The following is a 25,023-nucleotide window of genomic DNA, read 5'->3' as shown; positions in this document are numbered from 1 at the left end:
GCTCACGCTCCGACGGCGACGAGGACGGCGAGGATCACGGAGCCGGCCAGCAGCACGCTGATATAGGTCTGCACGTTGCCCGTCTGGGTGCGGCGCACGAGCGCGCCGAGCAGCCGGGGCAGTCCGCCCGCGCCGCGGACGTACGTCTCGACGACCTCGCGGTCGAGGAAGCGGACGAGGCCGGAGGCGGCGAGCACGGGGCGGACGAAGAGCGCCGCGTACAGGGCGTCGAGGCGGAAGCCGTGCGAGGCGGGCTCGAAGAGCGGGCCGAGCAGCAGGCGTCCGGGGTCGCCTGGGTCCCGGGCGGCGGCGACGTCACCGTAGACCTGTTCGTGGGTCTGCAAGGCTGCGGCCTCGGTGAGCGCCGGCTCCTCGTCGGCCGCCGCGGGGACCACAGCCCCCATGGGCGCAGCGCGGCGGGTCGCGGTGGCCTGCCAGGCGCCGTAGGTCGCCAGGATGCCGACGACGGCGAGGCCGACACCGAGGATCGAGGTGACCAGGGTCGGGGCGAGCTCGTTGCCGTCGAGCCAGGCGGGGAGGTCGAAGAACTTCGGCACGAGGGAGACGGCACCGAAGGCGACCGTGGGGATCGCCAGCACCCACAGCACGGCGGTCATGACGGCCGGTTCCTTGCCGTGCGCCTGGGGTGCCGCGGCGCCCTGGCCGCGGAAGGCGAGGAGGAACAGGCGCGTGGCGTAGCCCGCGGTGAGCACGGCGGTGACCAGCGCGGCGACCAGGACGAGCCAGCCGACGGCCGAGGGGACGCCCTCGGCGTGGCCGGAGGCGGCGTGCTCGGCCGCCCGCAGCACCGACTCCTTGGAGAAGAACCCGGAGAAGGGCGGGATCGCGGCCAGGGCGGCCAGCGCGATGCCCATGGTCCACATGGCGTCGGGGACGCGCTTGCCGAGGTCGCCCATGCGGGACATCGCGGCCAGCGAGTTGGTGCCGGCGGCGTGGATGACGACGCCGGCGGCGAGGAAGAGGAGGGCCTTGAAGGCACCGTGCGAGACCAGGTGGAACACGGCGGCGCTGCGGTCGCCGACGGCGAGGGCGGCGGCCATGTAGCCGAGCTGACCGATCGTCGAATAGGCGAGCACGCGTTTGATGTCGTCCTGGGCGAGCGCGGCCAGACCGGAGCCGATCATGGTGACGGCGGCCAGCACGCCGAGCACCGCGAGGGTGACGGTGGAGGCCTCGAAGACCGGCAGCAGCCGGGCGACGAGGTAGATGCCGGCCGCGACCATCGTGGCGGCGTGGATCAGCGCGGACACCGGGGTGGGGCCGGCCATCGCGTCGGGCAGCCAGGTGTGCAGCGGGAACTGCGCCGACTTGCCGGCGACACCGGCGAGCAGCAGCAGGCCGACGACGGTCGGGTGCGCGATCCCGCCGTGGGTGGCCGCGGTGAGGATGCCGTTGATCCGGAACGTCCCGGCGTCGGCGGCGAGCGCGAAGACGCCGATCAGGAAGGGGACGTCGCCGAGCTTGGTGACCAGGAAGGCCTTGAGCGAGGCGGCCCGGGCGACCTCGGTCTCCCAGTAGTGGCCGACCAGGAAGTACGAGCAGATGCCCATGACCTCCCAGCCGACCAGCAGCACCATCAGGTCGCCGGTGTAGACGACCAGGAACATGGCGGCGGTGAAGAGGGAGACCAGGGCCGAGTAGGAGGCGTAGCGCGGGTCGTGGCGCAGGTAGGCCGTGGAGTACAGCTGCACGCAGGTGGCGACCAGGCCGACGAGGACGGCGATGAGGACCGCGAAGCCGTCGAGGTGCAGGGCGAGGTCGACGGGCACCGAGCCGGTCGGCGTGAGCCGGGTCGCGGCGTCGGTGGCCGGGCCGCTGCCCTGACGTACGGCGACGACGACGGCCAGCACGAAGGCGGTCGCGGTGGGCAGCACGGCCAGCGGCCGGACGAAGCCGGGGGCGGTGCGGCCGAGCAGAAGCCCGCCGACGGCGCCGAGGAAGGGGAGGAGGGGGACGAGGACGGCGAGGGTCGTCAGGGTCACGCTGCGGCCTCGGCCTTCTCTTCGGGTGCGGAGGGCCCGTCCCCTTCGCCCTGCGGGTCGTGCGGGTCGTGCTCGGCGAGGTCGGTGAGGCGGTCGACGTCCGAGCTGCCCCGGTTGCGGTACACCAGCAGGACGATGGCGAGGCCGATGCCGATCTCGGCGGCGGCGATGACGATGACGAACAGCGTCAGCGCCTGCCCGGCGTGGAGGGTGTCGCGGAGCCAGACGTCGAAGGCGACCAGGTTGAGGTTGACCGCGTTCAGCATCAGCTCGACCGACATCAGGACGAGGATCGCGTTGCGCCGGGCGAGGACGCCGTACAGGCCGACGGAGAACAGGAGGACGGCGAGGACGGCGGGATAGGCGAGATGCATCAGCGCTCCCCCGGCTGCAGACGGGACTGCTTGCGGGACAGGACGATCGCACCGACGAGCGCGGCGAGCAGGAGCACGGACAGCGCCTCGAACGGCAGCACCCAGTGCCGGAAGAGGATCTGGCCGGTGACCTTGGTGGAGCCCTGCGCGGCGCCGTCCACGTCGATCCAGGTGGCCCGGAAGGCGTCCACCACGACCCACACCAGCGTGCCCGCGGCGGCGACGGCCACGGCCAGCGCCGCGATCCGGTTGCCCGAATCGGCGTCCGGGGAGCGGCCGATGGGCGCCTTGGTGAGCATCAGCCCGAACAGGACGAGCACCACGACCGACCCGACGTAGATCAGCACCTGCACCCAGGCGATGAACTCGGCGGTGAGCAGCAGGTATTCGACGGCGACGCCGCCGAGTGCGACGACCAGCCACAGCGCGGCGTGCACCAGCTGCTTGGTGGTGACGCTGACGACGGCGGCGGCGAGGGTCGCGACGCCGACGAGGACGAAGACGATCTCGACCCCGGTCGGGGACAGGAAACCGGGGTGGGCTGCGGAGAGGTTCACGCGTCTCCCCCCGGCTGCTCGGCCTCGGGCTCGGGCTCAGCCTCGGCGGCGGCCGCGGCGGCCTTCTCCGCGGCCTTGCGGGCGGCACCGAGCTCCTTGGGCTCCTCGGCGGCCGGGTCGAGCGGCGGCGGGGCCGGCACCGTCCACATCCACTCGCGCAGCTTGTCGCGCTCGTGGGTGAGGTCGAGGATGTCGGTCTCCGCGTACTCGAACTCCGGCGACCAGAACAGGGCGTCGAAGGGGCACACCTCGATGCAGATGCCGCAGTACATGCAGAGCGAGAAGTCGATGGCGAAGCGGTCCAGCACGTTGCGGCTGCGCTCGCGACCGCCGGGGGTCACGGCGGGCACCGTCTCCTTGTGGGAGTCGATGTAGATGCACCAGTCGGGGCACTCACGGGCGCACAGCATGCAGACCGTGCAGTTCTCCTCGAACAGCGCGATCACGCCGCGGCTGCGGGGCGGCAGTTCGGGCTGCACCTCGGGGTATTGCGCGGTGTGCGAGCGCCGGGTCATCGTGCGCAGGGTGACGGCGAGGCCCTTGGCCAGGCCGGAACCGGGGATGCCCATCAGGAGATCACCACCTTCACCACGCCGGTGAGCGCGATCTGGGCCAGGGCGAGCGGGATGAGGACGGTCCAGGCGAACCTCTGCAGCTGGTCCTCGCGCAGGCGGGGGTACGTGACCCGGAGCCAGATGACGACGAAGGCCAGGGCCGCGGTCTTGAGCAGCGTCCACAGCCAGCCGAGGCTGCCGGACCAGGGGCCGTGCCAGCCGCCGAGGAAGAGGACGGTGGTCAGGCCGCACAGCACGACGATGCCGGCGTACTCGGCGAGCAGGAACAGGGCGAAGCGCATGCCCGTGTACTCGGTGTAGGCACCGAAGATGATCTCCGAGTCCGCGACGGGCATGTCGAAGGGCGGGCGCTGGAGTTCGGCGAGGCCGGCGGTGAAGAACACGAAGGCGCCGATCAGCTGCCACGGCGTCCACCACCAGGCGTACGCGTCGACGATGCCGGGCAGCGAGAGCGTCCCGGCCGCCATGGCGACGGACGCGGCGGCGAGCAGCATCGGGAGCTCGTACGACATCAGCTGCGCGGCGGTGCGCAGACCGCCGAGGAGGGAGAACTTGTTGGCGGAGGCCCAGCCGGCCATGAGGGAGCCGAGCACACCGACGCCCATGACGGCGAGCACGAAGAACAGGCCCGCGTCGATGTCCTGGCCGACGAGTCCGTCGGGGCCGACCGGGATCGCGATGAGGACCAGGAGGTAGGGCAGCAGCGCGACGGCGGGCGCGAGTTGGAAGATCTTCCGGTCCGCGTCGGCCGGGACCACGTCCTCCTTCTGCGCGAACTTCACGCCGTCGGCGACGAGCTGGGCCCAGCCGTGGAAGCCGCCGGCGTACATGGGTCCGAGGCGGCCCTGCATGTGGGCCATGACCTTGTGCTCGGTCTGGCCGACGACGAGGGGCAGGACGAGGAAGGCGACGAGCACGGCGAGCAGCCGGAGGATCACTTCGAGGGCATCGCTCACGGTGTGCTGCCTCCTTCTGCGTCGTCGTTGCCGGGGGTGTCCGGGGTGGTGCCGGGGGTGCCGGGGGTGTCGCCGTCCGCGGTGGGCCGCGCGGGTTCGCCGTCCCGGCCCTCGTCCGGTGCGGTCGCGGGTTTCGCCGCGTCGGGCCGCGCGGGCCCTTCGGGGCGCGCCGGGGCGGCCGGCGCGGGCTTGGCGTCGGGCTGCGCTTCCGCTGCCGGGGCGGCGGCCGGTTCGGGGTCGCGCGGGACGTCCCAGGGAGCGTCCGGGGTGCGCTTGCGGGGCGTCGCGGGCTCCTCCGGAGCCGCGGGGGTCCCGGGAGCCGCCGGGGTCTCGGCGGTCCCGGCCTGGCTGACGGAGCCGTCGCCCGCCGAGCGGGTGCGGCGCGGGGTGGCGGCGGGGGCCTCGGCGGCGGCCTGGCTCGCCGAGCCCTCGGTGACGCTGCGGGTGCGCCGGGCGGGACGCTCCGCGGCGCCCGCCGCACCGGCGGCTCCGGCGGCTCCGGCCGCGCGCGGGGTGCGGGCGGGCCTCGCCGGGGCGGGCGGCAACTGCCCCTTCAGCGGGCCCCACTCGTTGGGGTCGGGCACGCCCGGCGGCAGCATCTGGCGGCGCTTGGGGCCGCCGTGCTCGGACTCCCCCGGCTCCTTGGCGCCCGGCCACGCCTTCGCCACACGCGCCGCCAGCACGAAGTCCTTGCGCAGCGGGTGCCCCTCGAAACCCTCGGGCAGCAGCAGCGGCACCAGGTGCGGGTGGCCGGTGAAGTCGACGCCGAACATCTCGTGCGTCTCGCGCTCGTGCCAGGCGGCGCCCGCGTAGACGCCGACGGCGGTCGGCAGGGCCGGGGCCTCGTGCGGGACGGTCGTACGGATCATCAGGCGTCGCACGGAGCCGACCGCGGGGGCCACCACGTGGGCGCAGACCCGGAACCCGGTGCCGCCCTCGTCGACGGCGCTGAGCCAGTCGAAGAAGGTGCAGCCGAGGGTGTCCCGGGCGGCCCGCAGGGCGTCGGTCCAGGAGGCGGCGGGGACGTCGACGGTCAGCAGGCCGTACGCCTCCTCCGCCGTGGCCTCGGCGCCGAAGACCTCGGCGACGGCGTCCGGCTCGGGGAGCCGGTCGAAGGGCGTGGTCACTTCGCGGCCTCCCCGGGCGGCGGCGGGGCCTGGACGAGGCCGCTGCGCAGCGCGGCGGTGGACGCGGGCGGGGTGCCCCCGTCGCCGTAGCGCTCGCCGAGCGACTCGCGGGCGATCTTCTCCTGGAGCTTGAGGATGCCCTGCAGCAGCGCCTCGGGCCGCGGCGGGCAGCCGGGCACGTAGACGTCGACGGGGATGATCTGGTCGACGCCCTTGGTCACGGAGTACGAGTCCCAGTAGGGGCCGCCGCAGTTGGAGCAGGCGCCGAAGGAGATGACGTACTTCGGCTCGGGCATCTGCTCGTACAGGCGCTTCACCGCCGGGGCCATCTTGTCGGTGACGGTGCCCGAGACGATCATGAGGTCGGCCTGGCGCGGGCCGGGCGCGAAGGGGATCACGCCGAGCCGGATGAAGTCGTGCCGGGCCATGGACGCGGCGATGAACTCGATGGCGCAGCAGGCCAGCCCGAAGTTGAAGACCCACAGGCTGTAGCGGCGGCCCCAGTTCAGGACCACCTTCATCGGCTCGGGTGCCAGCCGCGCGAGCGTACCGAGGCGGCGCGGCTCCGGCAGGTACTCGGGAGTGCTCACATCGGTCACATCGGTCACGTCCATTCCAGGACGCCCTTCTTCCAGGCGTAGAGCAGACCGACGGCGAGGAAGCCGAGGAAGACGAACATCTCGACCAGCGTGGTGCCGCCGTACCCCTCGGCGGCGAACACCGTCGCCCAGGGGAAGAGGAAGATCGCGTCGACCGCGAAGACGACGTACAGGAAGGAGTAGACGTAGTAGCGGATCTGGGTGTGCGCCCAGCCCTCGCCGACGGGGTCGACGCCGCACTCGTACGTGAGCATCTTCTCCTGCGTCGGCACGACGGGCCGCAGCAGGCGACCGGCCCCGAAGGCCACGGTCACGAAGAGCACCCCGAGCACCGCGACCAGCCCGACGACCGAGTAGCCGTGGAAGTAGTCCACGTCCGTCCGCCCCTCGTTTCTCGTCGTAAGCGCGTTGTCCAGCGATCCCGGTGGATCTTTAGACGATCTGTACGAACGGAGTCTAGGCCCTGCCTCCCGGAGCGGAACCACCCGTCCTGACCGGTGGTACGGATAACCCCACCTTGTCCTGGCAGGCGCACCCCATGGCGGTGGCCGCCCGGTCCCCGGCAGGCTTGGCGTCATGACCATCAACTCCCAGCGCGGGGAAGCCGCCCCGCTGCCCCCGGCGCGCTTCGCCTTCGACGCCGTGACGTGGAAGGAGATCGCGTATCTCCTGGCGAACCTGCCCGTGGACCTCGTGGGCTTCGTCTACGTCGCCGTCGTGCTCTACCTCGGCATCGGGCTGTCGGTGACCGTGGTCGGCCTGCCGCTGCTGGCGCTGGGACTGGCCGGGTGCCGGCTGCTGGGACGGCTGGAGCGGATACGGGCGCGCGGCATGCTCGGGGTGGCCGTGGACGAGCCCCGGTCGCTGCGACCCGGGCGGATGGGGTTCTTCCCCTGGCTGTGGACCTCGCTGAAGGACCCGGTGGGGTGGCGGCACGCGCTGTACTTCTTCATCCGGCTGCCGTGGGGGATCGCGACCTTCACCGTCGCCTTGACCTCGCTCTTCGTGGCGTGGCCCGTGCTGCCGTTCATCGCCCGGGGGCTGGCCAACGCGGACCGCGCGATGGTCCGCGGCCTGCTGTCGCCCTCCGACGAGCTGGAGCGGCGGATCGCCGAACTGGAGTCGGACCGCGGCACGGTGGTGGACACCGCCGCCGCCGACCTGCGCCGCATCGAGCGCGACCTGCACGACGGCGCCCAGGCCCGGCTCGTGGCGCTCGCCATGGACCTGGGCCTTGCCAAGGAGAAGCTGCAGGAGGACCCGGAGGCGGCGGCGAGGATGGTCGGCGACGCCCACGGCGAGGTGAAGCTGGCCCTCCAGGAGCTGCGCGACCTGGCCCGCGGCATCCACCCGGCCGTCCTCACCGACCGCGGCCTGGACGCCGCCCTGTCCTCGGTGGCCGCCCGGTGCACGGTGCCGGTGCAGGTCCAGGTGGACCTGGCGGGCCGGCCGGCCGCGGCGATCGAGGGCATCGCGTACTTCACCGTCTCCGAGCTGCTGCAGAACATCAGCAAGCACAGCGGGGCGCGCCGGGCCGTCGTCGAGCTGTGGCGCTCGGACGGCCGGCTGATGATCCAGGTCCGTGACGACGGGCGGGGCGGGGCGAGCGCGTCGGACGGCAGCGGGCTGGGCGGGCTGGCCGAACGGCTGGACGCGGTGGACGGCCTGCTGGTGATCGACTCCCCGGCCGGCGGCCCGACGACGGTGACGGCCGAGCTGCCCTGGCGCGACCGCGGCTGAGCCGCGTACGGGAAGGCCGGTGCCCTCCAGCGAGGGCACCGGCCTTCTGTGCTCGCGTCAGGCGGCGAGTTCCGCCTCCTGCGCCGGGGTGGCGGAGGGCTCGGGCCTGCTGTCGCGCATGACCAGGGCGGCCAGCAGGGCGGCGGCGAGGACGCCGATGGCGCTGATGGTGAAGGTGGCCGACATCGAGGCGGTGAACGCCTCCCGGGCCGCGCGGACCATCCCGCTGTCGCCCTGGGCGACGGCCAGCGCGCCGGCGATGGAGTGCCTCGCCTCCTCGGGGGTGCCTGCGGGCATCTCGCGGGCGAAGCCGCTCGCCAGCAGCGAGCCGAGGATCGCGATGCCGAGCGCGGTACCGGCCTGCTGGATGGTGTCGTTCAGGGCGGAACCGACACCCGCCTTCTCCGTGGGGATGGTGGCCATGAGGGCGCCGACGGCGGCCGGCATCGCCAGGCCCGCGCCGAGGCCGAGCAGGCCCAGGGCGGCCGCCGGGACGGCGAAGCCGGTGCCGGCCGAGACGGTGGTCAGCAGCGCGAAGGAGGAGGCCATGACGAGCATGCCGCCGAGGATCAGCAGGCGGTTGCCGATCCGCGCGGCGAACGTGGTGCCCAGGACGTTGCCGGCCAGCGCGGCGACGGCCAGCGGCACGAAGGCCACACCCGCCTTGACCGGCGAGTAGCCCAGCACGAACTGCAGGTACTGGGTGAGCACCAGCAGCAGGCCGCCGTTGCCGATCTGGACCAGGGTCAGCGAGAGCGAGCCGCCGCTGAAGTTGCGGTGCCGGAACAGGACCAGCGGGACCATCGGTGCGGAGGTGACGTTCTCCCAGACCACGAAGGCACCCAGGGCGACGACGGCGACGGCCAGGGTGATCCCCGAGCGGCCGCCGAAGGCGCCGTGCTGCGGGAGCTCGATGATCCACCAGACCAGGGCGGTCATGCCGGCCGCGGACAGCACCGCGCCGAGCGGGTCGGGCTTGCTCCACGGGCCCTTGGACTCCGGCATGAGGGTGAGGCCGGCGGCGACGGCAAGCGCGACGACCGGGACGTTGATCAGGAAGATCGCGTGCCAGGAGAAGTGGTCGATCAGCACGCCGCCGAGAACCGGGCTGCCGACCAGGCCGAGCATCGACACCGAGCTCCACGCCGCCATGGCCCTGCCGCGCTCCGCCTCGTCGAAGACGGTGATGAGGATCGACAGCGTCGAGGGCATGATCAGCGCGCCGCCGACGCCCATCGCGACCCGTACGGCGATGACCTCACCCGGGCTGGTGCAGAAAGTGGCCGCCAGGGAGGCCGCCCCGAAGAGCAGCAGGCCGGCGAGCATCACCTTCCGGCGCCCGAACCGGTCCCCGAGGCTTCCCGAGGCCAGCAGCAGACCGGCGAAGACCAGGATGTAGGAGTCGAGGATCCACTGCGTGTCCTGGGCGCTCGCACCGATGTCCGCGGTCATCGCGGGCACCGCCACGGTCAGCGCCATGCTGTCGACCACCAGGACCAGCGAGCTGAGGCACAGCACGATCAGGATCCACCAGCGGCGGGGGTTGCGGGTCTCCATGGGGCGTCCTTTCGGGCATCGGCTCGTGCGTACACCGTTCCTTTAATGCGAACACTGTACGCACAGCGGAACGGTGTGCGCAACACTCGCTCCTGTACGCTGAATGCGAACGCCGTACGCAGCAGTCCGCCCGCACGCCGGTACCCGAAGGAGCGCCATGGCCGCCAGGACGAAGCCGAGCCCGATCCCGTCCGTGTGGGCCCGGCAGCAGCGCGAGGCCGACCAGCCCGCGCTCAGCCGCGGCGCGATCGTCCGCGAGGCGATCGCCATGCTGGACGCCGAGGGCGTCGAGGCCCTCAGCATGCGCAAGCTGGGGGCCCGGCTGAACGCCGGCGCGACCTCCCTCTACCGGCACGTCGCGACCAAGGACGAGCTGATGGAGCTGGCCGTCGACGAGGTCGCCGCCGAGATCGCCGTCCCCGCCCCCGGCGGCGCGGACTGGCGCGCCGCGGTCACCGAGGCCGCCGGGTCCTTCCGCGCGACGGCGCTGCGCCACCCGTGGCTGTCCTCTGTCCTGGGCCAGGCGGGCCTCGCCTACCTCGGCCCCAACCTCATGTCGTACTCCGAGCGGCTGGCCGCCCTGTTCGCCGCCGCCGGCTTCCCCGAGCCGAGCCGGGCGATCGACACCCTCCTGAGCTACGTGATCGGCATGAGCACCACGGAGGCCGCCTGGCTCACCACGGTCGCCCGCTCCGGTGAGACCGAGGCCGGCTTCATCGCCCGTCTCATGCCCGCCGCCCAAGCCGCCGCGGCCCCCCACGACCACCTGTCCGGCTCCTACGCCGACCCCACGGCCGCCCTCGAGGACCCGGTCGCGCTGCGCGAGGCCAAGTTCGCCTACGGCCTGGACGTCGTCCTCGACGGGCTGGCTCTGCGGCTCCCCCGCTGACACCGCCCCGGTCCCGGCCGCCGCACCGCGGGGGTGGGGTTTTCCCCAGGTCCAAGACGCCGATCCGCACCATGGGCGCGAGGGCCCCGCAGGACGAGGCTGGAGGCATCACCAGCGGACGCAGAGGTACGACGAAGAGGACGGACGTGACCATGGCATACGGTTTCCCGGAGCCGCGCGAGCACCGGCTGCCCGCGGCGCTGCGCGCGCCGATCGAGGCCCGCACCTGGCGCGAGTTCCTGTATCTCCTGCTGAACCTGCCGATGGGCGTCATCGGCTTCGTCTTCACGGTGACGATGCTGTCGCTGGGCGCGGGCCTGCTGGTCACCTTCCTCGGACTGCCCGTCCTCGCCGTGATGCTGGCCGGGTGCCGGGGGCTCGGCGTCGTGGAGCGCGAGCGGGCGCGCCAGTGCCTGCGCATCGACGTGGCCGCGCCGGAACCGCTGCGCCGGCGGCCGGGCCAGGGCTTCATGTCGTGGCTCGGCGGCCAGCTGACCAGCGGCGCCTCCTGGCGGCACATCCTGTACTTCTTCGTGCACTTCCCGTGGGGCGTGTTCACCTTCTCGGTGGCCATCTCCTTCTTCACCTACGGCTGGGGGCTCCTCACGTACCCGCTGTGGCAGTGGGTGTTCCCGGCCTACACCGACCAGCCCGGGCTCCAGCTGTACGGGGACGGCAACGGCAACGGCTGGTGGCTGGACTCGCCGTTCGAGGTGGCCATGACCTCCGTGCTGGGACTGCTGCTGGTCCTGGCCACCCCCTGGCTGATCCGGGGCATGGCGTACGTCGACCGGGGCCTGGTCGCCGGGCTGCTGGGGCCCTCGCGGCTGGCCAGCCGCGTCACGGAACTGGAGTCGGACCGCGGCACGGTGGTGGACACCGCCGCCGCCGACCTGCGCCGCATCGAGCGCGACCTGCACGACGGCGCCCAGGCCCGGCTCGTGGCGCTCGCCATGGACCTCGGCCTGGCCAAGGAGAAGCTGCAGGAGGACCCGAAGGCGGCGGCCACCATGGTCGAGGAGGCGCACGGCGAGGTGAAGCTCGCGCTGCAGGAGCTGCGCGACCTGGCCCGCGGCATCCACCCGGCCGTCCTCACCGACCGCGGCCTGGACGCCGCCCTGTCCTCCCTCGCGGCGCGCTGCACCGTGCCGGTCCAGGTGAGCGTGGACCTGCCGGGACGGCCGGTGCCGGCGATCGAGGGCATCGCGTACTTCACCGTCTCCGAGCTGCTGCAGAACATCAGCAAGCACAGCGGCGCCTCGCGCGCCACGGTCGACCTGTGGCGCTCCGGGGACCGGCTGATGATCCACGTCGTCGACAACGGGCGCGGCGGCGCCTCCACGGGGCGCGGCTCCGGCCTGGCCGGGCTCGCCGAGCGGCTGGGGGCGGTGGACGGCGTCCTCGCGGTGGACTCCCCCGCCGGCGGCCCGACCACCGTCGCGGCCGAGCTGCCCTGGCGGACCTGACCCCGCGGGGGACCGCCGGGGCAGCTCGGCCGCAGGAGCCGCAAGAGCGGGAAGAACCAGAAGAACCGCAAGGACCAAGTAGGACCGGGAAGACCGGAAGAACCGAGAGGACGCTGACCGCGCCCCCCTCCGTCCCTCCCCCGCACTCCGCCCCGGCGGCAAGGCCGTGTGCCCGCCGCCGGAAGCTGGAATGCTGGGGAGGGACAGCACGTCGACGTCGACACGGGGGAGCCGGTAGCGGTGGAGGACAGGGTGCGGGTGGTCATCGCCGAGGATTCGGTGCTGCTGAGGGAGGGACTGACCCGCCTGCTGACCGACCGCGGGCACGAGGTCGTCGCCGGGGTCGGCGACGCCGAGGCCCTGCTGAAGGTGATCGGCGAGCTCGCCGCCGAGGACGCGGTGCCCGACGTGGTCGTGGCCGACGTGCGGATGCCGCCGACCCACACCGACGAGGGCGTGCGCGCCGCGGTGCGGCTGCGCCGCGACCACCCGCGGCTGGGCGTGCTCGTGCTGTCGCAGTACGTGGAGGAGCGGTACGCCACCGAGCTGCTGGCCGCCAGTTCCCGCGGGGTCGGGTATCTGCTCAAGGACCGGGTAGCCGATGTGCGGGAGTTCGTCGACGCGGTCGTACGGGTGGCCGGCGGCGGTACCGCCCTGGACCCGGAGGTGGTCGCGCAGCTGCTGGGACGCAGCCGCAAGCAGGACGTGCTGGCCGGCCTCACCCCGCGGGAGCGCGAGGTGCTGGGGCTGATGGCGGAGGGACGGACGAACTCCGCGATCGCCAAGCAGCTGGTGGTGAGCGACGGGGCGGTGGAGAAGCACGTCAGCAACATCTTCCTCAAACTGGGGCTGGCCCCCAGCGAGGGCGACCACCGGCGCGTCCTGGCCGTGCTCACGTACCTCAATTCCTGATCGTCTGACGTATCGTCAGAGGATCCCGCGGAGGCGTAGAACCGAAGCGGCGCCGGAAGGCGTCCCATATGGAGGAAGCAGGCAGCACGGGCTCCGGGGGGCGGTGACCGTGACCCATCAGGGCACAAAGGGAGCCCAGCGCGGCGTTCACGATGCGGGAAGACCCGGGAAGGCGACCCTTACCCACGTACGATGGCGCGTGGGACACAAGGTCACGGCCCCGGTCGTGAGCCGCCGCCTCGAAGGAGGTCCGATTCAGTGACCAGCCAGGTCAGCAGCCCGACAACCCCCGATCATCCCGTTCTGGGAGAGCAGCGGAAACCGGCCAAGGAGACCAGGAAGCTCGATCGGGTGGTGATCCGTTTCGCCGGGGACTCCGGCGACGGCATGCAGCTCACGGGAGATCGGTTCACCTCGGAAACGGCGTCGTTCGGCAACGATCTGTCCACCCTGCCGAACTTCCCGGCCGAGATCCGGGCTCCGGCAGGCACCCTGCCGGGCGTGTCGAGTTTCCAGCTGCACTTCGCCGACCACGACATCCTCACCCCGGGTGACGCCCCGAACGTCCTGGTCGCGATGAACCCGGCGGCGCTGAAGGCGAACATCGGGGACCTGCCGCGCGGCGCGGAGGTCATCGTCAACACGGACGAGTTCACCACCCGCGCGATGGCCAAGGTCGGCTACGCGGCCTCGCCGCTGGAGGACGGCTCGCTGTCGGCCTACGCGGTGCACCCGGTGCCCCTGACCACCCTGACGGTCGAGGCTCTCAAGGACTTCCCGCTGACCCGCAAGGAGGCCGAGCGCAGCAAGAACATGTTCGCGCTCGGGCTGCTGTCGTGGATGTACCACCGGCCCACCGAGGGCACCGAGGACTTCCTGCGCAAGAAGTTCGCGAAGAAGCCCGAGCTGGCCGAGGCGAACGTCGCGGCCTTCCGCGCGGGCTGGAACTTCGGCGAGACGACCGAGGACTTCGCGGTCAGCTACGAGGTGGCCCCGGCCGAGGCGGCCTTCCCGGCGGGCACCTACCGCAACATCTCGGGGAACCTGGCGCTGTCGTACGGACTGGTCACCGCGAGCCGGCAGGCGGACCTGCCGCTCTTCCTGGGCTCGTACCCGATCACCCCGGCCTCGGACATCCTGCACGAGCTGAGCAAGCACAAGAACTTCGGCGTGCGCACCTTCCAGGCCGAGGACGAGATCGCCGGCATCGGCGCCGCTCTCGGCGCGGCCTTCGGCGGCTCGCTGGCCGTCACGACCACCTCCGGCCCGGGTGTCGCGCTGAAGTCGGAGACCATCGGCCTCGCGGTCTCGCTGGAGCTGCCGCTGCTGGTCGTCGACATCCAGCGTGGCGGGCCCTCGACGGGCCTGCCGACCAAGACCGAGCAGGCCGATCTGCTGCAGGCGATGTACGGGCGCAACGGCGAGGCGCCGGTCCCGATCGTGGCGCCGAGCACCCCCGGCGACTGCTTCGGCGCGGCGCTGGAGGCGGCCCGCATCGCGCTGACCTACCGCACCCCGGTCCTCCTGCTCTCCGACGGCTACCTGGCCAACGGCTCCGAGCCGTGGCGGGTCCCCGAGCTGGACGAGCTGCCCGACCTGCGGGTGCAGTTCGCGACGACGCCCAACCACGTCGCGGAGGACGGCACCGAGGAGTTCTGGCCGTACCTGCGCGACCCCGAGACCCTGGCGCGCCCGTGGGCGGTGCCGGGCACCCCCGGTCTGGAGCACCGGATCGGCGGCATCGAGAAGCAGGACGGCACGGGGCACATCTCGTACGACCCGGCCAACCACGACCTGATGGTGCGCACCCGGCAGGCCAAGATCGACGGCATCGAGGTGCCCGACGTCGTCGTCGACGACCCGGACGGCCGGGCACGGACGCTGGTGATCGGCTGGGGCTCGACGTACGGGCCGATCACGGCGGCCGTACGGCGCATCAGGGGCGCAGGGGGCGCGGTCGCGCAGGCCCATCTGCGCCATCTGAACCCCTTCCCGAGGAATCTCGGGGAGGTCCTCGGGCGTTACCAGAAGGTAGTGGTCCCGGAGATGAACCTCGGCCAGCTCGCCCACCTGCTGAGGGCGAAGTACCTGGTCGACGCCCGCTCGTACACCCAGGTCACCGGCCTGCCCTTCAAGGCCGAGCAACTCGCTGCCGCCATCCAGGAGGAGAGCGCAGATGTCTGAGGCGCCTGCCGTCGAACACCGCACGCCGGGGCTGCCGGCGCTGTCCCTGGTCCCCAAGGCCGAAGCCAAGCAGTCCATGAAGGACTTCAAGTCGGACCAGGAAGTGCGCTGGTGCCCCGGCTGCGGTGACTACGCGATCCTCGCCGCGGTGCAGGGCTTCATGCCCGAACTGGGCCTGGCCCGGGAGAACATCGTCTTCGTCTCCGGGATCGGCTGCTCCTCCCGCTTCCCGTACTACATGAACACCTACGGGATGCACTCCATCCACGGCCGTGCCCCGGCCATCGCGACCGGGCTCGCCGCCTCGCGGCGCGACCTGTCGGTGTGGGTGGTCACGGGTGACGGCGACGCGCTGTCCATCGGCGGGAACCACCTGATCCACGCGCTGCGGCGCAACGTGAACCTCAAGATCCTGCTCTTCAACAACCGGATCTACGGCCTGACGAAGGGGCAGTACAGCCCGACCTCCGAACTCGGCAAGATCACCAAGTCGACGCCGATGGGCTCGCTGGACGCGCCCTTCAACCCGGTCTCGCTGGCGCTGGGCGCGGAGGCCTCCTTCGTGGCGCGCACCGTCGACTCCGACCGCAAGCACCTGACGGGCGTGCTGCGGGAGGCCGCCGCGCACCCGGGCACGGCCTTCGTGGAGATCTACCAGAACTGCAACATCTTCAACGACAACGCCTTCGAGGTGCTGAAGGACCGGGCCACCGCCGAGAACGCGGTGATCCGGCTGGAGCACGGGGAGCAGATCCGCTTCGGCGCGGACAACGGCAAGGGGGTCGTACGCGACCGGGCCACCGGCGACCTGAAGGTCGTCGACGTCGACGCCTCCAACGAGGACGAGGTCCTGGTGCACGACGCGCACGCCGCGTCGCCCACGACGGCCTTCGCCCTGTCCAGACTCGCCGACCCCGACACGCTGCACCACACACCGATCGGCGTGTTCCGCAGCGTCGAACGGCCGGTCTACGACGTGCTGATGTCCGAGCAGCTGGAGCAGGCCGTCGAGCAGCACGGCAAGGGCGACATCGCCGCCCTGCTGGCCGGCAACGACACGTGGACGGTCGTGGGCTGACCCACCGCGTCCCTCACATCGACCGCAGCGGTCGTACGGGGCCCGGACCTGAGGTCAGGTCCGGGCCTCGTCGTATGCCCGGCGGGCCGCCATCACCTGCTCCGTGCGGCCCTCGGTCCAGCGGGCCAGGGCCCAGACCTGGTCCGCGGCCTCCTTGCCGAGCGGGGTGAGGGAGTACTCCACGCGCGGCGGGATGACGGGGTGCGCCTCGCGATGCACGAAGCCGTCGCGCTCCAGGGTCTGCAGGGTCTGGGCGAGCATCTTCTCGCTGACCCCGCCGACCGTGCGGCGCAGCTCGCTGAAGCGCAGGGTGCCGTCGGTCAGTGCGGCGAGCACCAGCACGCCCCAGCGGCTGGTGACGTGTTCGAGGATCACCCGCGAGGGGCAGTTGCGCGCGTTCACGTCCGGGGGCGCCTGCAGCACCGCGGTGAGCTCGTCCCTTACGTCCATACCACTAGCTTACTTTGAAGTGGGTACTTTCTGGAAGTTAGTACCGGCCCTAGGGTTAGTCCCGTCATCACGCACAAGGACACCAGGGACTGGAGAGAACCCGTCATGAGCATCGTCGTCACCGGAGCCACCGGACAGCTGGGCCGGCTGGTCGTGGAGCGGCTGCTGGCCGACGTCCCGGCCGAGCGGGTCGTGGCCGTCGTACGCGACGCGGACAAGGCCGCGGACCTCGCCGCGCGGGGCGTGGAGCTCCGGGTGGCCGACTACGACGCGCCCGGGACCCTCAAGGGCGCCTTCCGGGCGGGCGACGTGGTGCTGCTGATCTCGGGCAGCGAGGTCGGGCAGCGCGTCGCGCAGCACACCGCCGTGATCGAGGCCGCCAAGGAGGCGGGGGTCGCCCGGCTCGCGTACACCAGCGTCCTCGGCGGGCCGGCCGCCGACTTCCGGCTCGCCGCCGAGCACCAGGCCACCGAGCAGGCCCTGCTGGACTCCGGGCTGACCTACACGCTGCTGCGCAACGGCTGGTACACCGAGAACTACACCGCGCAGATCGCCGTCCAGCTGGAGCACGGGGTCGCGGGCAGCGCGGGCGAGGGCCGCATCGGCTCCGCCACCCGCGAGGACTACGCGGCGGCCGCGGCCGCCGTGCTGACCGGCGAGGGGCACGAGGACGCGGTGTACGAGCTCAGCGGGGACGAGGCCTGGACGCTGGCCGAGTACGCCGCCGAGCTGGCCCGGCAGTCCGGCCGCCCGGTCGCCTACGCCGACCTGCCCGCCGACGCCTTCCTGGCGGTCCTGACCGGCGCCGGGCTGCCCGAGACGGTGGCCGGGATCTACGTCGACGTGGACGTCGCCGGTGTCTCCCGCGGCCTCCTCCAGGGCGGCAGCGGCGACCTCGCCCGGCTGATCGGACGTCCCACCACCCCGCTCGCGGACACGATCGCGGCGGCGCTCAAGGGCTGACCCCGGCCGCCGCCCGGACGGCGGGGCCCCCGCGGCGGATCCCCTCCGGCCGCGGGGGCCCGCCCCGTGTCCGCCCGGTCCCGGTGCGTTCCCGGCCCGCGACGAGGGTGTCATGACCGTCATGCGATACGCAGATGACGGGAGAAGGCCCCGCACGCTACCTTCGAGCGGTCGGCCAGCGCCCCGGGAGGAACGAGTGAACGAGCAGCGTGCCGGTCTGCTGTACGGATTCGCCGCCTACGGGCTCTGGGGGCTCTTCCCCCTCTACTGGCCGCTCCTCGAACCCTCCGGCGCCGGCGAGATCCTCGCCCACCGCATGGTCTGGTCGCTGGTCGTCGTCTCCCTCGTACTGCTGGTGATGCGCCGCTGGGCGTGGGTCTCCGAACTCCTGCGCCAGCCGCGGCGGCTGGCGCTGCTGGCCGTGGCCGCGGCCGTCATATCCGTGAACTGGGGCCTGTACATCTGGGGCGTCAACAGCGGCCACGTCGTCGAGACCTCACTGGGCTACTTCATCAACCCCCTCGTCACCATCGGCCTCGGCGTCCTCGTCCTGCACGAGCGGCTGCGTCCCGCGCAGTGGGCCGCCGTGGGCGTCGGCGCCGCCGCCGTCCTGGTGCTGACCCTGGGCTACGGGCGGCTGCCCTGGATCGCGCTGACCCTGGCCTGCTCCTTCGCCACCTACGGCTTCATCAAGAAGAAGGTCGGCATGGGCGGCCTGGAGTCGCTGGCGGCCGAGACGGCCCTCCAGTTCCTGCCGGCGCTCGGCTACCTGGCCTTCCTCGGCACCCGCGGCGACACCACCTTCGCCTCGCACGGGGCCGGCCACGCCGCCCTGCTCGCCGCGTGCGGCGTCGTCACCGCGGTGCCGCTGATCTGCTTCGGCGCGGCGGCCATCCGCATCCCGCTGAGCATGCTGGGGCTGCTGCAGTACCTCGCGCCGGTCTTCCAGTTCGGGCTCGGACTGCTCTGGTTCCACGAGGAGATGCCGGCCGAGCGCTGGGCCGGCTTCGCCCTCGTCTGGCTCGCCCTGGCCCTGCTGACCTGGGACGCGCTGCGCGCCGCGCGGCGCGGCCGGGTCGCGGTGCGCGACGCCGCGGTGGTGCCCGGCGAGGCGGCGCCGCGCGGGGCCGTCACGGGCTGAGCGGCGGCGTTCACGCACGGGCGCACGGGCACACGGGCACACGGGCACACGGGCACTAGCCTTACGGCGCCTCGTACGCCTCCCTGCGGGAGCGGTGGGCACGGACCTTGTGGCGGTTGCCGCAGTGCTCCATGGAGCACCAGCGACGCCGGCCGGGGCGTGAGGTGTCCACGAAGACCAGTCGGCAGTCGTGGGCGGAGCATTCGCGGACGCGGTCGGCGTGGGGGCCGGAGAAGAGCTCCACCGCGTCCCGGGCGACGGCCGCCAGCACCTGGGTGCCGGTGACCGGGGTACGCCAGGTACGGCCCCCGTCGGGGGCGAGACGCAGGGCGGGGGGACGCCAGGCGGCGGCCTCGTTGAGGACGACGAGGTCCGGGGCGGGGAGGGGTTCCCCGTGCACGCGGGCGACGGCGATGTGCCAGAGCGCGTCGCGCAGGTAGCGGGCCGCGGCGACGTCCTCCGGGGAGACGGCGAGGCCGCCCGGCTCGGGGCGCAGCCGGGACGCCACCGCCCAGCGGACCAGGTCGCCGGGCTCGTGGAGGACCTCGTGGCGCGCGTAGGCGCCGGGGCCGCCCGTGGGCAGCAGCTCCAGGCCGAGCGCGCCCGGATCGAAGCGGTAGGCGACTCCTTCGGATGAATGGAGGACCAGACCGATTGCGGGCTCCGTCATGTAACCAATATAACTGGTTACACACCGGCCGAGGGCCGGAGGAGACGCGAACGAGGGGGCTCGGCATGGCGGTTCACTGGAAGCTCGTGATCGACGCGGCGGATCCGCACCGGCAGGCCGCTTTCTGGGCGGAGGCCCTGGAGTACACGCTCGAGGACCACAGCGTGCTGATCGGGAAGTTGCTGGGGTTCGGCGCCGTGACGGAGGACGTCCTGACGGAGGCGGCCGGCCGCAAGGCCTGGCGGGACCTGGCCGCCGTGCGCCACCCCGACGACCCCCACGACGAGGAGAAGGGCTCGGGCCTCGGGCGGCGCATCCTCTTCCAGCGGGTGCCCGAGACCAAGACGGTGAAGAACCGGCTGCACATCGACCTCCACCCGGGCACCGGACGGCTGGAGGCGGAGGTGGCCCGGCTGGAAGGGCTCGGCGCGACGGTGCTGCGGCGGATAGCGGAGCCCTCCGGCACCTGGGTCACCATGGCCGACCCGGAGGGGAACGAGTTCGACGTCGAGTAGCCCGCCGGCCCTGCGGGCCTGCGGCACTCGCCTTGACGGCGGGGGCGGCGCGGTGACAACATCTCCATGCGTACGCAACTAATGCATACGCAAGGAGATGACGGGGTGTCGGACTCAGAGCGGACCTTCCTGTTCCTGGTGGGAAGCAGCCGCGCCGACGGCAACACGGAGATGTTGGCGCGGCACGCCGCCGAGCAGCTTCCGCCCGCGGTGGACCGGCGCTGGCTGCGGCTGAAGGACCTGCCGCTGCCGCTCTTCGAGGACCTCCGGCACGACGGCGAGGGCCGCTATCCCGCACCGTCGGGGCACGCCGCGACACTCCTGGAGGCCACTTTGGCGGCCACCGACATCGTGGTGGTCTCCCCCCTGTACTGGTACAGCGTCTCGACCAGCACCAAGCTCTACCTGGACCACTGGTCGGGCTGGATGCGGGTGCCGGGGCTGGACTTCCTGGAGCGGATGCGCGGCAAGACCCTGTGGTCGGTGACCGTGCACGGCGGCCAGGACCCGGCGACGGCCGCCCCGCTGGTGGGGACGCTGCGCCACACGGCCGACTACGCCGGGATGCGCTGGGGCGGGGCGCTGCTGGGCTACGGCACCCGGCCGGGTGACGTGCTGAGGGACACGGCGGCCCTGGGCCGGGCCAAGACCTTCTTCAGCTGACCGGCGGGGGTCAGGCCGTGATGTCGCGGGTGGTGAAGCGGGCCCAGGCCGCGGAGCCGAACACGGCGACGTAGAGGGCCTGGAGCTGGAAGTTGCTGCGCATCTCGTCCCAGTAGACGGGGTCGCGGACCAGGTCGGCGAAGCTCAGCCAGTAGTGGGGGAAGAGGTAGGGCTGCACGGCGTGCAGTTGGGGGATCGTGTCGACGATCTGCACGGTGATCAGCAGGCCCACGGTGGTGGCCATGGCGGCGATGCCGCTGTCGGTGAGCGTGGAGATGAACAGGCCCAGCGCGGCGATGCCGGTGAGCGAGGCGGCCACGACCAGGGCTACCAGCAGGGCGCGCAACAGCCCCTCGGAGAAGGGGACCGTCGTGCCCGACAGCAGGGTGACGTCGCCGAGCGGGAAGAGCAAGGCGCCGGTCACCAGTGCCGAGACGGCCACGACGAGGGTGCCGATCAGGCAGAAGGCCAGGACGGAGGCGTATTTGGAGACCAGCAGACGGGTGCGCCCGGCCGGGGCCACCAGCAGATAGCGCAGGGTGCCCGCGTTGGCCTCGCCGGCGACGGCGTCTCCGGCCACGACACCGATCGCCATGGGGAGGAAGAAGGGCAGCGTCGCGGCGAGCGAGGCGAAGACCAGGAAGAGGCCGTTGTTGGTGATCAGCGCGACGAAGGCCGGGCCGTCGCCGCCCCCGCCGCCGGTCGAGCCGCCGTCACCGGTCTCGATCCGCACCGCGATCCCGATGAGCACCGGGACCCCGGCCAGGACGGCGAGCAGGGCCAGGGTGCGCCAGCGGCGCAGCACGGTCACCAGTTCGCTGCGGAACAGCCCGAGCGAGCGGATCGGCCACACCGACCTGGTCAGGGTGTCAGCCTGCGACATCGAAGCCCTCTCCGGTCAGCGCGACGAACGCGTCCTCCAGTGAAGCCCGTTCGACGCCGAAGCCGCGGACGCGGACCCCGGCGGCGACCAGTGCGGCGTTGAGGTCGGCCAGTTCGGGGAGTGCCGCGGGGTCCTGCGGCAGTTCCCCGGTGACCCGGTCGCCCTCGGCGGCCAGGCCGGTGACCCCCTGCTCCTTCAGGACCCGCACCGCCTCGGCGGGGTCGGGGGTGGTGACCACCAGGCGTCCGGCGGAGGAGAGCGCCTCCACCGGGCCCTGGGTGATCAGCCGGCCGCGGGACATCACGGCGGCGTGGGTGCAGACCTGTTCGATCTCGTCGAGGAGGTGGGAGGAGAGGAACACCGTGGTGCCGTCCGCCGCCAGCTCGCGGACGAGCGAGCGGATCTCCCGCATGCCCTGCGGGTCCAGGCCGTTGGTGGGCTCGTCCAGCACCAGCAGGTCGCGGGGCCGCAGCAGGGCGGCGGCCAGGCCGAGCCGCTGCTTCATGCCGAGGGAGTAGGCACGCGCCTTCTTGCCCGCGGCGGCGGCCAGGCCGACCCTCTCCAGGGCCGCGTCGACCCGGTCCCCGCGGGTGCGGGGACCGGCGGTCGGATCGGCCGCGTCGAAGCGCAGCAGGTTGTCACGGCCGGAGAGGAAGCCGTAGAGGGCGGGGCCCTCGATCAGCGCGCCCACGCGCGGCAGGACGCTGCGCACCGCGCGCGGCATGGGCTCGCCGAGTACCCGCGCCGTGCCGGAGGTCGGGGAAATGAGCCCCATGAGCATGCGGATCGTCGTCGTCTTCCCGGAACCGTTGGGCCCCAGGAAGCCGAAGACGCTGCCCCGGGGGACGGCCAGGTCGAGGCCGTCGACGGCGAGCTGTCCGCCGCGGTACCTCTTGGTGAGTCCGCTCGTGGAGATCGCGTGCTCACCGGTCTCGGCGGACGGCTCCCCCATCGGCGCTCCTTCGCTCCGTGCCGGTGCCTTGCTCCGGGCCCTACTCGGCGGCCGCGTCGGCGGCCTTGATCAGGGCGTCCTGGGTCACGGTGCCCACGTAGACCTTGCCGCTGTCGGTGATCAGGGCGTTCACCAGACGGGTGCCGACCACCGTGCCGGTGCCGAACTCGCCCTTGACCTCCTTGCCGAAGGTGCCGAGCAGCCCCTGTCCGCCGAGGCCGGGGGCCTTGTCCCCGCCCTCGGACGGGCCGGCGTTCAGCGCCTCCTCAGGCAGCTTCAGCTCGGCGATCGAGTCCCAGCCCTTGCCGAGGACGCCGAGGCCCTCCAGACCGTCCAGGCCGCCGAACTCCTCGTGCGCCCCGCGGGCGTCCTGCCCGGCCTTCCCGTCCGCCGCCCCGTCCGCCTTCTCGCCGGCCTTCTCCGTCGTCACCTTCGCGCCCTTCGGCGGGGTGAAGTCGAAGACCGAGGCGGCGGGCCGGGAGAAGTCGACCTTGGTGAAGGCGACGTCGACGATGGCCTTGCCGCCACCCCTCGGGGCGAGGGTGAACTTCAGCGGCACACCGGTGCCGGCGTCCACGCCGATCCGGATCGACCCGACCGTGGAGTCGGTGGCCTTGGGCCTGACCACCAGCTGGTAGGCGTCCCGCCCGGCGATGCGCGCGGTGCCGTCCACCGTGACGGTGGAGCTGTCGTCCGCCGCGTCGAGGATCTTCTTCGCGGCTTCCTGCGGGGTGGCCGGCCAGCCCTCGGGCAGTTCTCGGTCGCCCTTGGCCCGGTCCTCACCCTGCGCCTCCCGCGGGAGACCGGTGAGGTGGTAGGCCTGGTTGCTGCCGCTGTCGTAGGCCCAGACCTCGTCACCGTTGTGGATGAGGCTGTACTCCGCGGCGTTCCGGACGATCGACACCTTCTGCTTCTGCGGGCCGTCGGCCGCGACGCGCAGGGTGTGGGAGCCGGCCAGCAGCTGGGTCAGCTGCTCCTTCGGGTCGGCCGAGGAGTCGCCGCGGCCGCCACCGCCGCCGCCGAACGGCCCGCCGGCGCCCGTGGCGCCGGTCAGCAGGGCCGGCAGGCCGAAGTCCGTGCTGATGCGGACCGAGCCGGAGATCGTCTGGGTGTCCGAGGCCGCGACCTTCGCGATCAGCTCCTCGGCCGTGATTTTGGGCAGATCCGGGCTGCCCGCGTTCGCGAGCGCCGGTACGAGCCCGATGGTCGCCGCGGCGACTCCCGCCGCCGCCACCGGGACCGCGTAACGTATCGCCTTGGTCCGGCGCCGGGGCTCCCGGTCGTCGTCCATGGGCTGGATGGGTGCCATTACGTCCCTACCTCCGTTGTCAACGGCGGGTTCCCGTCATCGTCGCACTCGTCCACCTCGGGCCATTGTCACCCGATCCGCCGTGTGGTGGTGCCTCTTATCCCATCAATCCGGCCACGCGGGCGCATCGCCCGCCGGGATCAACTCGGCATACACCTGTGGGATGACGATCCCTGACAACGGCTCAGGGCGGAAGGCGCCCCTCGCCCCCGGTGACCGCTCGGGCGCCGGGGGACGGCCGTCCGGGTCACCTCCCGGGCCGGCCTAGCCCGCGCGGTGCACCACGGCCTCGCAGAGCCCCTCCAGGGCCTGCTTGGCGGCACAGCCGGGGAGCGGTGCCAGCAGGGCCCGCGCCTCGTCCGCGTAGCGCACGGTGTCGCGCCGGGCCTGCTCCAGCGCCGGATGGGCGCGCATCAGCTCCAGCGCCTCGGCGTGCCGCCGGTCGTCCGTCAGATCGCCGTCCAGCAGTTCGCACAGCCGCAGGTCGTCCGCCGAGGCGAATCCGTTGGCCTTGGCCACGGCCGAACGCAGGTGCAGCACCGGCAGGGTCGGCACGCCCTCGCGCAGGTCCGTGCCCGGGGTCTTGCCGGACTCGTGCGAGTCGCTGGCGATGTCCAGCACGTCGTCGGCGAGCTGGAAGGCCGTGCCGACGCGCTCCCCGTACTGGGTGAGGATGTCGACGACGCTCTCGTCCGCGCCGGACATCATGGCGCCGAAGCGGCACGAGACGGCGATCAGCGAACTCGTCTTGCCGGCGATCACTTCGAGGTAGTGGTCGATCGGGTCGCGTCCGTCGCGCGGGCCGACGGTCTCCAGGATCTGACCGGTGACCAGCCGCTCGAAGGCCTCGGCCTGGATGCGTACGGCCTCCGGCCCGAGGTCGGCCAGTATGTGCGAGGCCTTGGAGAACAGGAAGTCGCCGGTCAGCACGGCGACCGAGTTGTCCCAGCGGGCGTTGGCGCTCGGCACGCCGCGGCGCACCGCGGCCTCGTCCATGACGTCGTCGTGGTACAGCGTCGCCAGGTGCGTCAGCTCCACCACCACGGCCGACGGCACGATGCCGGGCGCGTGCGGGTCGCCGAACTGGGCGGCCAGCAGCGACAGCAGCGGACGGAACCGCTTCCCGCCCGCGTGCACGAGGTGGCGGGCCGCCTCCGTGATGAACGGCACATCGCTCTTGGTGGCCTCCAGGAGGCCTGCCTCGACGGCGGACAGCCCGGCCCGGACGGCGGACTCGAGGTCCTCGTCCATTACGCTCAGCCCGAAGGGCCCGACGACGGTCGTCACCTGGGATTCTCCTGTCGCTGAGATCACTTCTGCGGCTTGCGGCATGGCGCTGCACTACACCTGGCAGAGTAACCGGTCGCCTCTCGATCACTGCGAGGGCATGGCCCCCGCGGGCCACTACGCCCGGTTTTGCCCGCGTGTACGGCCGGTCCTTTCCGGTAACACGCCCGGCC

General features: G+C 72.5%; 25 protein-coding genes. 10 read left to right on the top strand and 15 right to left on the bottom strand.

The annotated features are described in order from the left end of the window. Nucleotides 1–2 precede the first annotated feature (2 nt). From ACFV3E_RS08430 to ACFV3E_RS08395, 8 genes are read right to left on the bottom strand one after another with little or no spacing between them, the layout of a single operon-like run. Nucleotides 3–2,003, bottom strand: coding sequence for an NADH-quinone oxidoreductase subunit 5 family protein (locus tag ACFV3E_RS08430; RefSeq protein WP_500534045.1), 2,001 nt, complete (start codon nucleotides 2,001–2,003; stop codon nucleotides 3–5). Beyond that, nucleotides 2,000–2,377: an NADH-quinone oxidoreductase subunit NuoK gene (gene nuoK / locus ACFV3E_RS08425; RefSeq protein ID WP_499513365.1), complete on the bottom strand. Its 378-nt coding sequence runs from the start codon at nucleotides 2,375–2,377 to the stop codon at nucleotides 2,000–2,002. The genes ACFV3E_RS08430 and nuoK overlap by 4 nt, the downstream gene beginning before the upstream one ends. Continuing rightward, entirely contained in the window at nucleotides 2,377–2,934 is a 558-nt protein-coding gene (locus tag ACFV3E_RS08420) for an NADH-quinone oxidoreductase subunit J family protein (protein ID WP_500534044.1), read from the bottom strand. Before ACFV3E_RS08420 ends, nuoK begins: the two co-directional genes overlap by 1 nt. Then, nucleotides 2,931–3,503, bottom strand: a complete 573-nt coding sequence (locus tag ACFV3E_RS08415) for a NuoI/complex I 23 kDa subunit family protein (RefSeq protein ID WP_500534043.1) — start codon at nucleotides 3,501–3,503, stop codon at nucleotides 2,931–2,933. Before ACFV3E_RS08415 ends, ACFV3E_RS08420 begins: the two co-directional genes overlap by 4 nt. Next, nucleotides 3,503–4,465, bottom strand: a complete 963-nt coding sequence (gene nuoH / locus ACFV3E_RS08410; protein ID WP_500367271.1) for an NADH-quinone oxidoreductase subunit NuoH — start codon at nucleotides 4,463–4,465, stop codon at nucleotides 3,503–3,505. The genes ACFV3E_RS08415 and nuoH overlap by 1 nt, the downstream gene beginning before the upstream one ends. After that, a complete protein-coding gene (locus tag ACFV3E_RS08405) occupies nucleotides 4,462–5,592 on the bottom strand; it encodes an NADH-quinone oxidoreductase subunit C (protein ID WP_500534042.1) in 1,131 nt (376 codons plus the stop codon). The genes nuoH and ACFV3E_RS08405 overlap by 4 nt, the downstream gene beginning before the upstream one ends. After that, entirely contained in the window at nucleotides 5,589–6,206 is a 618-nt protein-coding gene (locus ACFV3E_RS08400) for an NADH-quinone oxidoreductase subunit B (protein WP_499513360.1), read from the bottom strand. The genes ACFV3E_RS08405 and ACFV3E_RS08400 overlap by 4 nt, the downstream gene beginning before the upstream one ends. Beyond that, nucleotides 6,197–6,565: an NADH-quinone oxidoreductase subunit A gene (locus tag ACFV3E_RS08395; RefSeq protein WP_326572910.1), complete on the bottom strand. Its 369-nt coding sequence runs from the start codon at nucleotides 6,563–6,565 to the stop codon at nucleotides 6,197–6,199. Before ACFV3E_RS08395 ends, ACFV3E_RS08400 begins: the two co-directional genes overlap by 10 nt. Before the next feature lie 202 nt (nucleotides 6,566–6,767). Between ACFV3E_RS08395 and ACFV3E_RS08390 the strand changes: the two genes are divergently transcribed. Continuing rightward, a complete protein-coding gene (locus ACFV3E_RS08390; protein WP_500367274.1) occupies nucleotides 6,768–7,931 on the top strand; it encodes a sensor histidine kinase in 1,164 nt (387 codons plus the stop codon). A 57-nt stretch (nucleotides 7,932–7,988) separates the two neighbouring features. Here ACFV3E_RS08390 and ACFV3E_RS08385 read toward each other — a convergent pair whose 3' ends face one another. Then, nucleotides 7,989–9,488 carry an MFS transporter gene (locus tag ACFV3E_RS08385; RefSeq protein ID WP_500534041.1) on the bottom strand — a complete coding sequence of 500 codons (1,500 nt, stop codon included), beginning with the start codon at nucleotides 9,486–9,488 and terminating at the stop codon, nucleotides 7,989–7,991. Nucleotides 9,489–9,645: 157 nt separating this feature from the next. Here ACFV3E_RS08385 and ACFV3E_RS08380 point away from each other — a divergent pair, with 157 nt between their 5' ends. The 5 genes from ACFV3E_RS08380 to ACFV3E_RS08360 all read left to right on the top strand — a co-directional run bounded on the left by ACFV3E_RS08380 (nucleotide 9,646) and on the right by ACFV3E_RS08360 (nucleotide 16,017). Beyond that, a complete protein-coding gene (locus ACFV3E_RS08380; protein ID WP_500534040.1) occupies nucleotides 9,646–10,377 on the top strand; it encodes a TetR/AcrR family transcriptional regulator in 732 nt (243 codons plus the stop codon). A 152-nt stretch (nucleotides 10,378–10,529) separates the two neighbouring features. Continuing rightward, complete coding sequence (locus tag ACFV3E_RS08375; RefSeq protein ID WP_500534119.1) at nucleotides 10,530–11,843, top strand: sensor histidine kinase; 1,314 nt, start codon at nucleotides 10,530–10,532, stop codon at nucleotides 11,841–11,843. Between the two features lie 252 nt (nucleotides 11,844–12,095). After that, on the top strand, nucleotides 12,096–12,755 hold the full coding sequence (locus ACFV3E_RS08370) for a LuxR C-terminal-related transcriptional regulator (protein WP_500372683.1): 660 nt from the start codon (nucleotides 12,096–12,098) through the stop codon (nucleotides 12,753–12,755). A gap of 258 nt (nucleotides 12,756–13,013) precedes the next feature. Beyond that, on the top strand, nucleotides 13,014–14,939 hold the full coding sequence (locus ACFV3E_RS08365; RefSeq protein WP_500534039.1) for a 2-oxoacid:acceptor oxidoreductase subunit alpha: 1,926 nt from the start codon (nucleotides 13,014–13,016) through the stop codon (nucleotides 14,937–14,939). Next, nucleotides 14,932–16,017 carry a 2-oxoacid:ferredoxin oxidoreductase subunit beta gene (locus ACFV3E_RS08360; RefSeq protein ID WP_500534038.1) on the top strand — a complete coding sequence of 362 codons (1,086 nt, stop codon included), beginning with the start codon at nucleotides 14,932–14,934 and terminating at the stop codon, nucleotides 16,015–16,017. Before ACFV3E_RS08365 ends, ACFV3E_RS08360 begins: the two co-directional genes overlap by 8 nt. 54 nt (nucleotides 16,018–16,071) lie before the next feature. Here ACFV3E_RS08360 and ACFV3E_RS08355 read toward each other — a convergent pair whose 3' ends face one another. After that, the gene (locus ACFV3E_RS08355; protein WP_500367281.1) at nucleotides 16,072–16,467 is read right to left on the bottom strand and encodes a winged helix-turn-helix transcriptional regulator; all 396 of its coding nucleotides are present in this window, start codon (nucleotides 16,465–16,467) and stop codon (nucleotides 16,072–16,074) included. Between the two features lie 105 nt (nucleotides 16,468–16,572). On the opposite strand from ACFV3E_RS08355, the gene ACFV3E_RS08350 reads away from it, so the two are divergent. Together ACFV3E_RS08350 and rarD are read left to right on the top strand one after the other, a co-directional pair. After that, nucleotides 16,573–17,430: an SDR family oxidoreductase gene (locus ACFV3E_RS08350; protein ID WP_500367283.1), complete on the top strand. Its 858-nt coding sequence runs from the start codon at nucleotides 16,573–16,575 to the stop codon at nucleotides 17,428–17,430. A 196-nt stretch (nucleotides 17,431–17,626) separates the two neighbouring features. Then, on the top strand, nucleotides 17,627–18,571 hold the full coding sequence (rarD, locus tag ACFV3E_RS08345) for an EamA family transporter RarD (RefSeq protein ID WP_500534037.1): 945 nt from the start codon (nucleotides 17,627–17,629) through the stop codon (nucleotides 18,569–18,571). Nucleotides 18,572–18,632: 61 nt separating this feature from the next. Here rarD and ACFV3E_RS08340 read toward each other — a convergent pair whose 3' ends face one another. Further along, nucleotides 18,633–19,241 carry a CGNR zinc finger domain-containing protein gene (locus tag ACFV3E_RS08340; RefSeq protein ID WP_500534036.1) on the bottom strand — a complete coding sequence of 203 codons (609 nt, stop codon included), beginning with the start codon at nucleotides 19,239–19,241 and terminating at the stop codon, nucleotides 18,633–18,635. Between the two features lie 65 nt (nucleotides 19,242–19,306). Here ACFV3E_RS08340 and ACFV3E_RS08335 point away from each other — a divergent pair, with 65 nt between their 5' ends. Both ACFV3E_RS08335 and ACFV3E_RS08330 read left to right on the top strand, forming a co-directional pair. Then, the gene (locus tag ACFV3E_RS08335; protein ID WP_500534035.1) at nucleotides 19,307–19,756 is read left to right on the top strand and encodes a VOC family protein; all 450 of its coding nucleotides are present in this window, start codon (nucleotides 19,307–19,309) and stop codon (nucleotides 19,754–19,756) included. 105 nt (nucleotides 19,757–19,861) lie between these two features. Continuing rightward, entirely contained in the window at nucleotides 19,862–20,419 is a 558-nt protein-coding gene (locus tag ACFV3E_RS08330; protein ID WP_500367291.1) for a flavodoxin family protein, read from the top strand. A gap of 10 nt (nucleotides 20,420–20,429) precedes the next feature. Here the strand turns inward: ACFV3E_RS08330 and ACFV3E_RS08325 are convergent, their stop codons facing one another. The 4 genes from ACFV3E_RS08325 to ACFV3E_RS08310 form a co-directional block, all read right to left on the bottom strand. Then, nucleotides 20,430–21,302, bottom strand: a complete 873-nt coding sequence (locus tag ACFV3E_RS08325; protein WP_500534034.1) for an ABC transporter permease — start codon at nucleotides 21,300–21,302, stop codon at nucleotides 20,430–20,432. Further along, nucleotides 21,289–22,254, bottom strand: a complete 966-nt coding sequence (locus ACFV3E_RS08320; RefSeq protein WP_500534033.1) for an ABC transporter ATP-binding protein — start codon at nucleotides 22,252–22,254, stop codon at nucleotides 21,289–21,291. Before ACFV3E_RS08320 ends, ACFV3E_RS08325 begins: the two co-directional genes overlap by 14 nt. 40 nt (nucleotides 22,255–22,294) lie before the next feature. Then, complete coding sequence (locus ACFV3E_RS08315) at nucleotides 22,295–23,563, bottom strand: LolA family protein (protein WP_500534032.1); 1,269 nt, start codon at nucleotides 23,561–23,563, stop codon at nucleotides 22,295–22,297. A 264-nt stretch (nucleotides 23,564–23,827) separates the two neighbouring features. Further along, nucleotides 23,828–24,895, bottom strand: a complete 1,068-nt coding sequence (locus ACFV3E_RS08310) for a polyprenyl synthetase family protein (RefSeq protein WP_500534031.1) — start codon at nucleotides 24,893–24,895, stop codon at nucleotides 23,828–23,830. Between the last annotated feature and the right edge of the window lie 128 nt (nucleotides 24,896–25,023).

Source organism: Streptomyces sp. NPDC059718 (assembly GCF_042733315.1).
Taxonomy (GTDB): domain Bacteria; phylum Actinomycetota; class Actinomycetes; order Streptomycetales; family Streptomycetaceae; genus Actinacidiphila.
The sequence above is the reverse complement of the archived record's forward strand: the minus strand, read 5'-3'. Positions and strand labels throughout refer to the sequence as shown.

Coding starts and splice junctions, on each gene's coding strand:
- nuoK (WP_499513365.1), bottom strand. CDS start 2,377: ATGCATCTCGCCTATCCCGCCGTCCTCGCCGTCCTCCTGTTCTCCGTC.
- ACFV3E_RS08415 (WP_500534043.1), bottom strand. CDS start 3,503: ATGGGCATCCCCGGTTCCGGCCTGGCCAAGGGCCTCGCCGTCACCCTG.
- ACFV3E_RS08400 (WP_499513360.1), bottom strand. CDS start 6,206: ATGGACGTGACCGATGTGACCGATGTGAGCACTCCCGAGTACCTGCCG.
- ACFV3E_RS08390 (WP_500367274.1), top strand. CDS start 6,768: ATGACCATCAACTCCCAGCGCGGGGAAGCCGCCCCGCTGCCCCCGGCG.
- ACFV3E_RS08385 (WP_500534041.1), bottom strand. CDS start 9,488: ATGGAGACCCGCAACCCCCGCCGCTGGTGGATCCTGATCGTGCTGTGC.
- ACFV3E_RS08380 (WP_500534040.1), top strand. CDS start 9,646: ATGGCCGCCAGGACGAAGCCGAGCCCGATCCCGTCCGTGTGGGCCCGG.
- ACFV3E_RS08375 (WP_500534119.1), top strand. CDS start 10,530: ATGGCATACGGTTTCCCGGAGCCGCGCGAGCACCGGCTGCCCGCGGCG.
- ACFV3E_RS08360 (WP_500534038.1), top strand. CDS start 14,932: ATGTCTGAGGCGCCTGCCGTCGAACACCGCACGCCGGGGCTGCCGGCG.
- ACFV3E_RS08355 (WP_500367281.1), bottom strand. CDS start 16,467: ATGGACGTAAGGGACGAGCTCACCGCGGTGCTGCAGGCGCCCCCGGAC.
- ACFV3E_RS08350 (WP_500367283.1), top strand. CDS start 16,573: ATGAGCATCGTCGTCACCGGAGCCACCGGACAGCTGGGCCGGCTGGTC.
- ACFV3E_RS08340 (WP_500534036.1), bottom strand. CDS start 19,241: ATGACGGAGCCCGCAATCGGTCTGGTCCTCCATTCATCCGAAGGAGTC.
- ACFV3E_RS08335 (WP_500534035.1), top strand. CDS start 19,307: ATGGCGGTTCACTGGAAGCTCGTGATCGACGCGGCGGATCCGCACCGG.
- ACFV3E_RS08325 (WP_500534034.1), bottom strand. CDS start 21,302: ATGTCGCAGGCTGACACCCTGACCAGGTCGGTGTGGCCGATCCGCTCG.
- ACFV3E_RS08320 (WP_500534033.1), bottom strand. CDS start 22,254: ATGGGGGAGCCGTCCGCCGAGACCGGTGAGCACGCGATCTCCACGAGC.
- ACFV3E_RS08315 (WP_500534032.1), bottom strand. CDS start 23,563: ATGGCACCCATCCAGCCCATGGACGACGACCGGGAGCCCCGGCGCCGG.
- ACFV3E_RS08310 (WP_500534031.1), bottom strand. CDS start 24,895: ATGCCGCAAGCCGCAGAAGTGATCTCAGCGACAGGAGAATCCCAGGTG.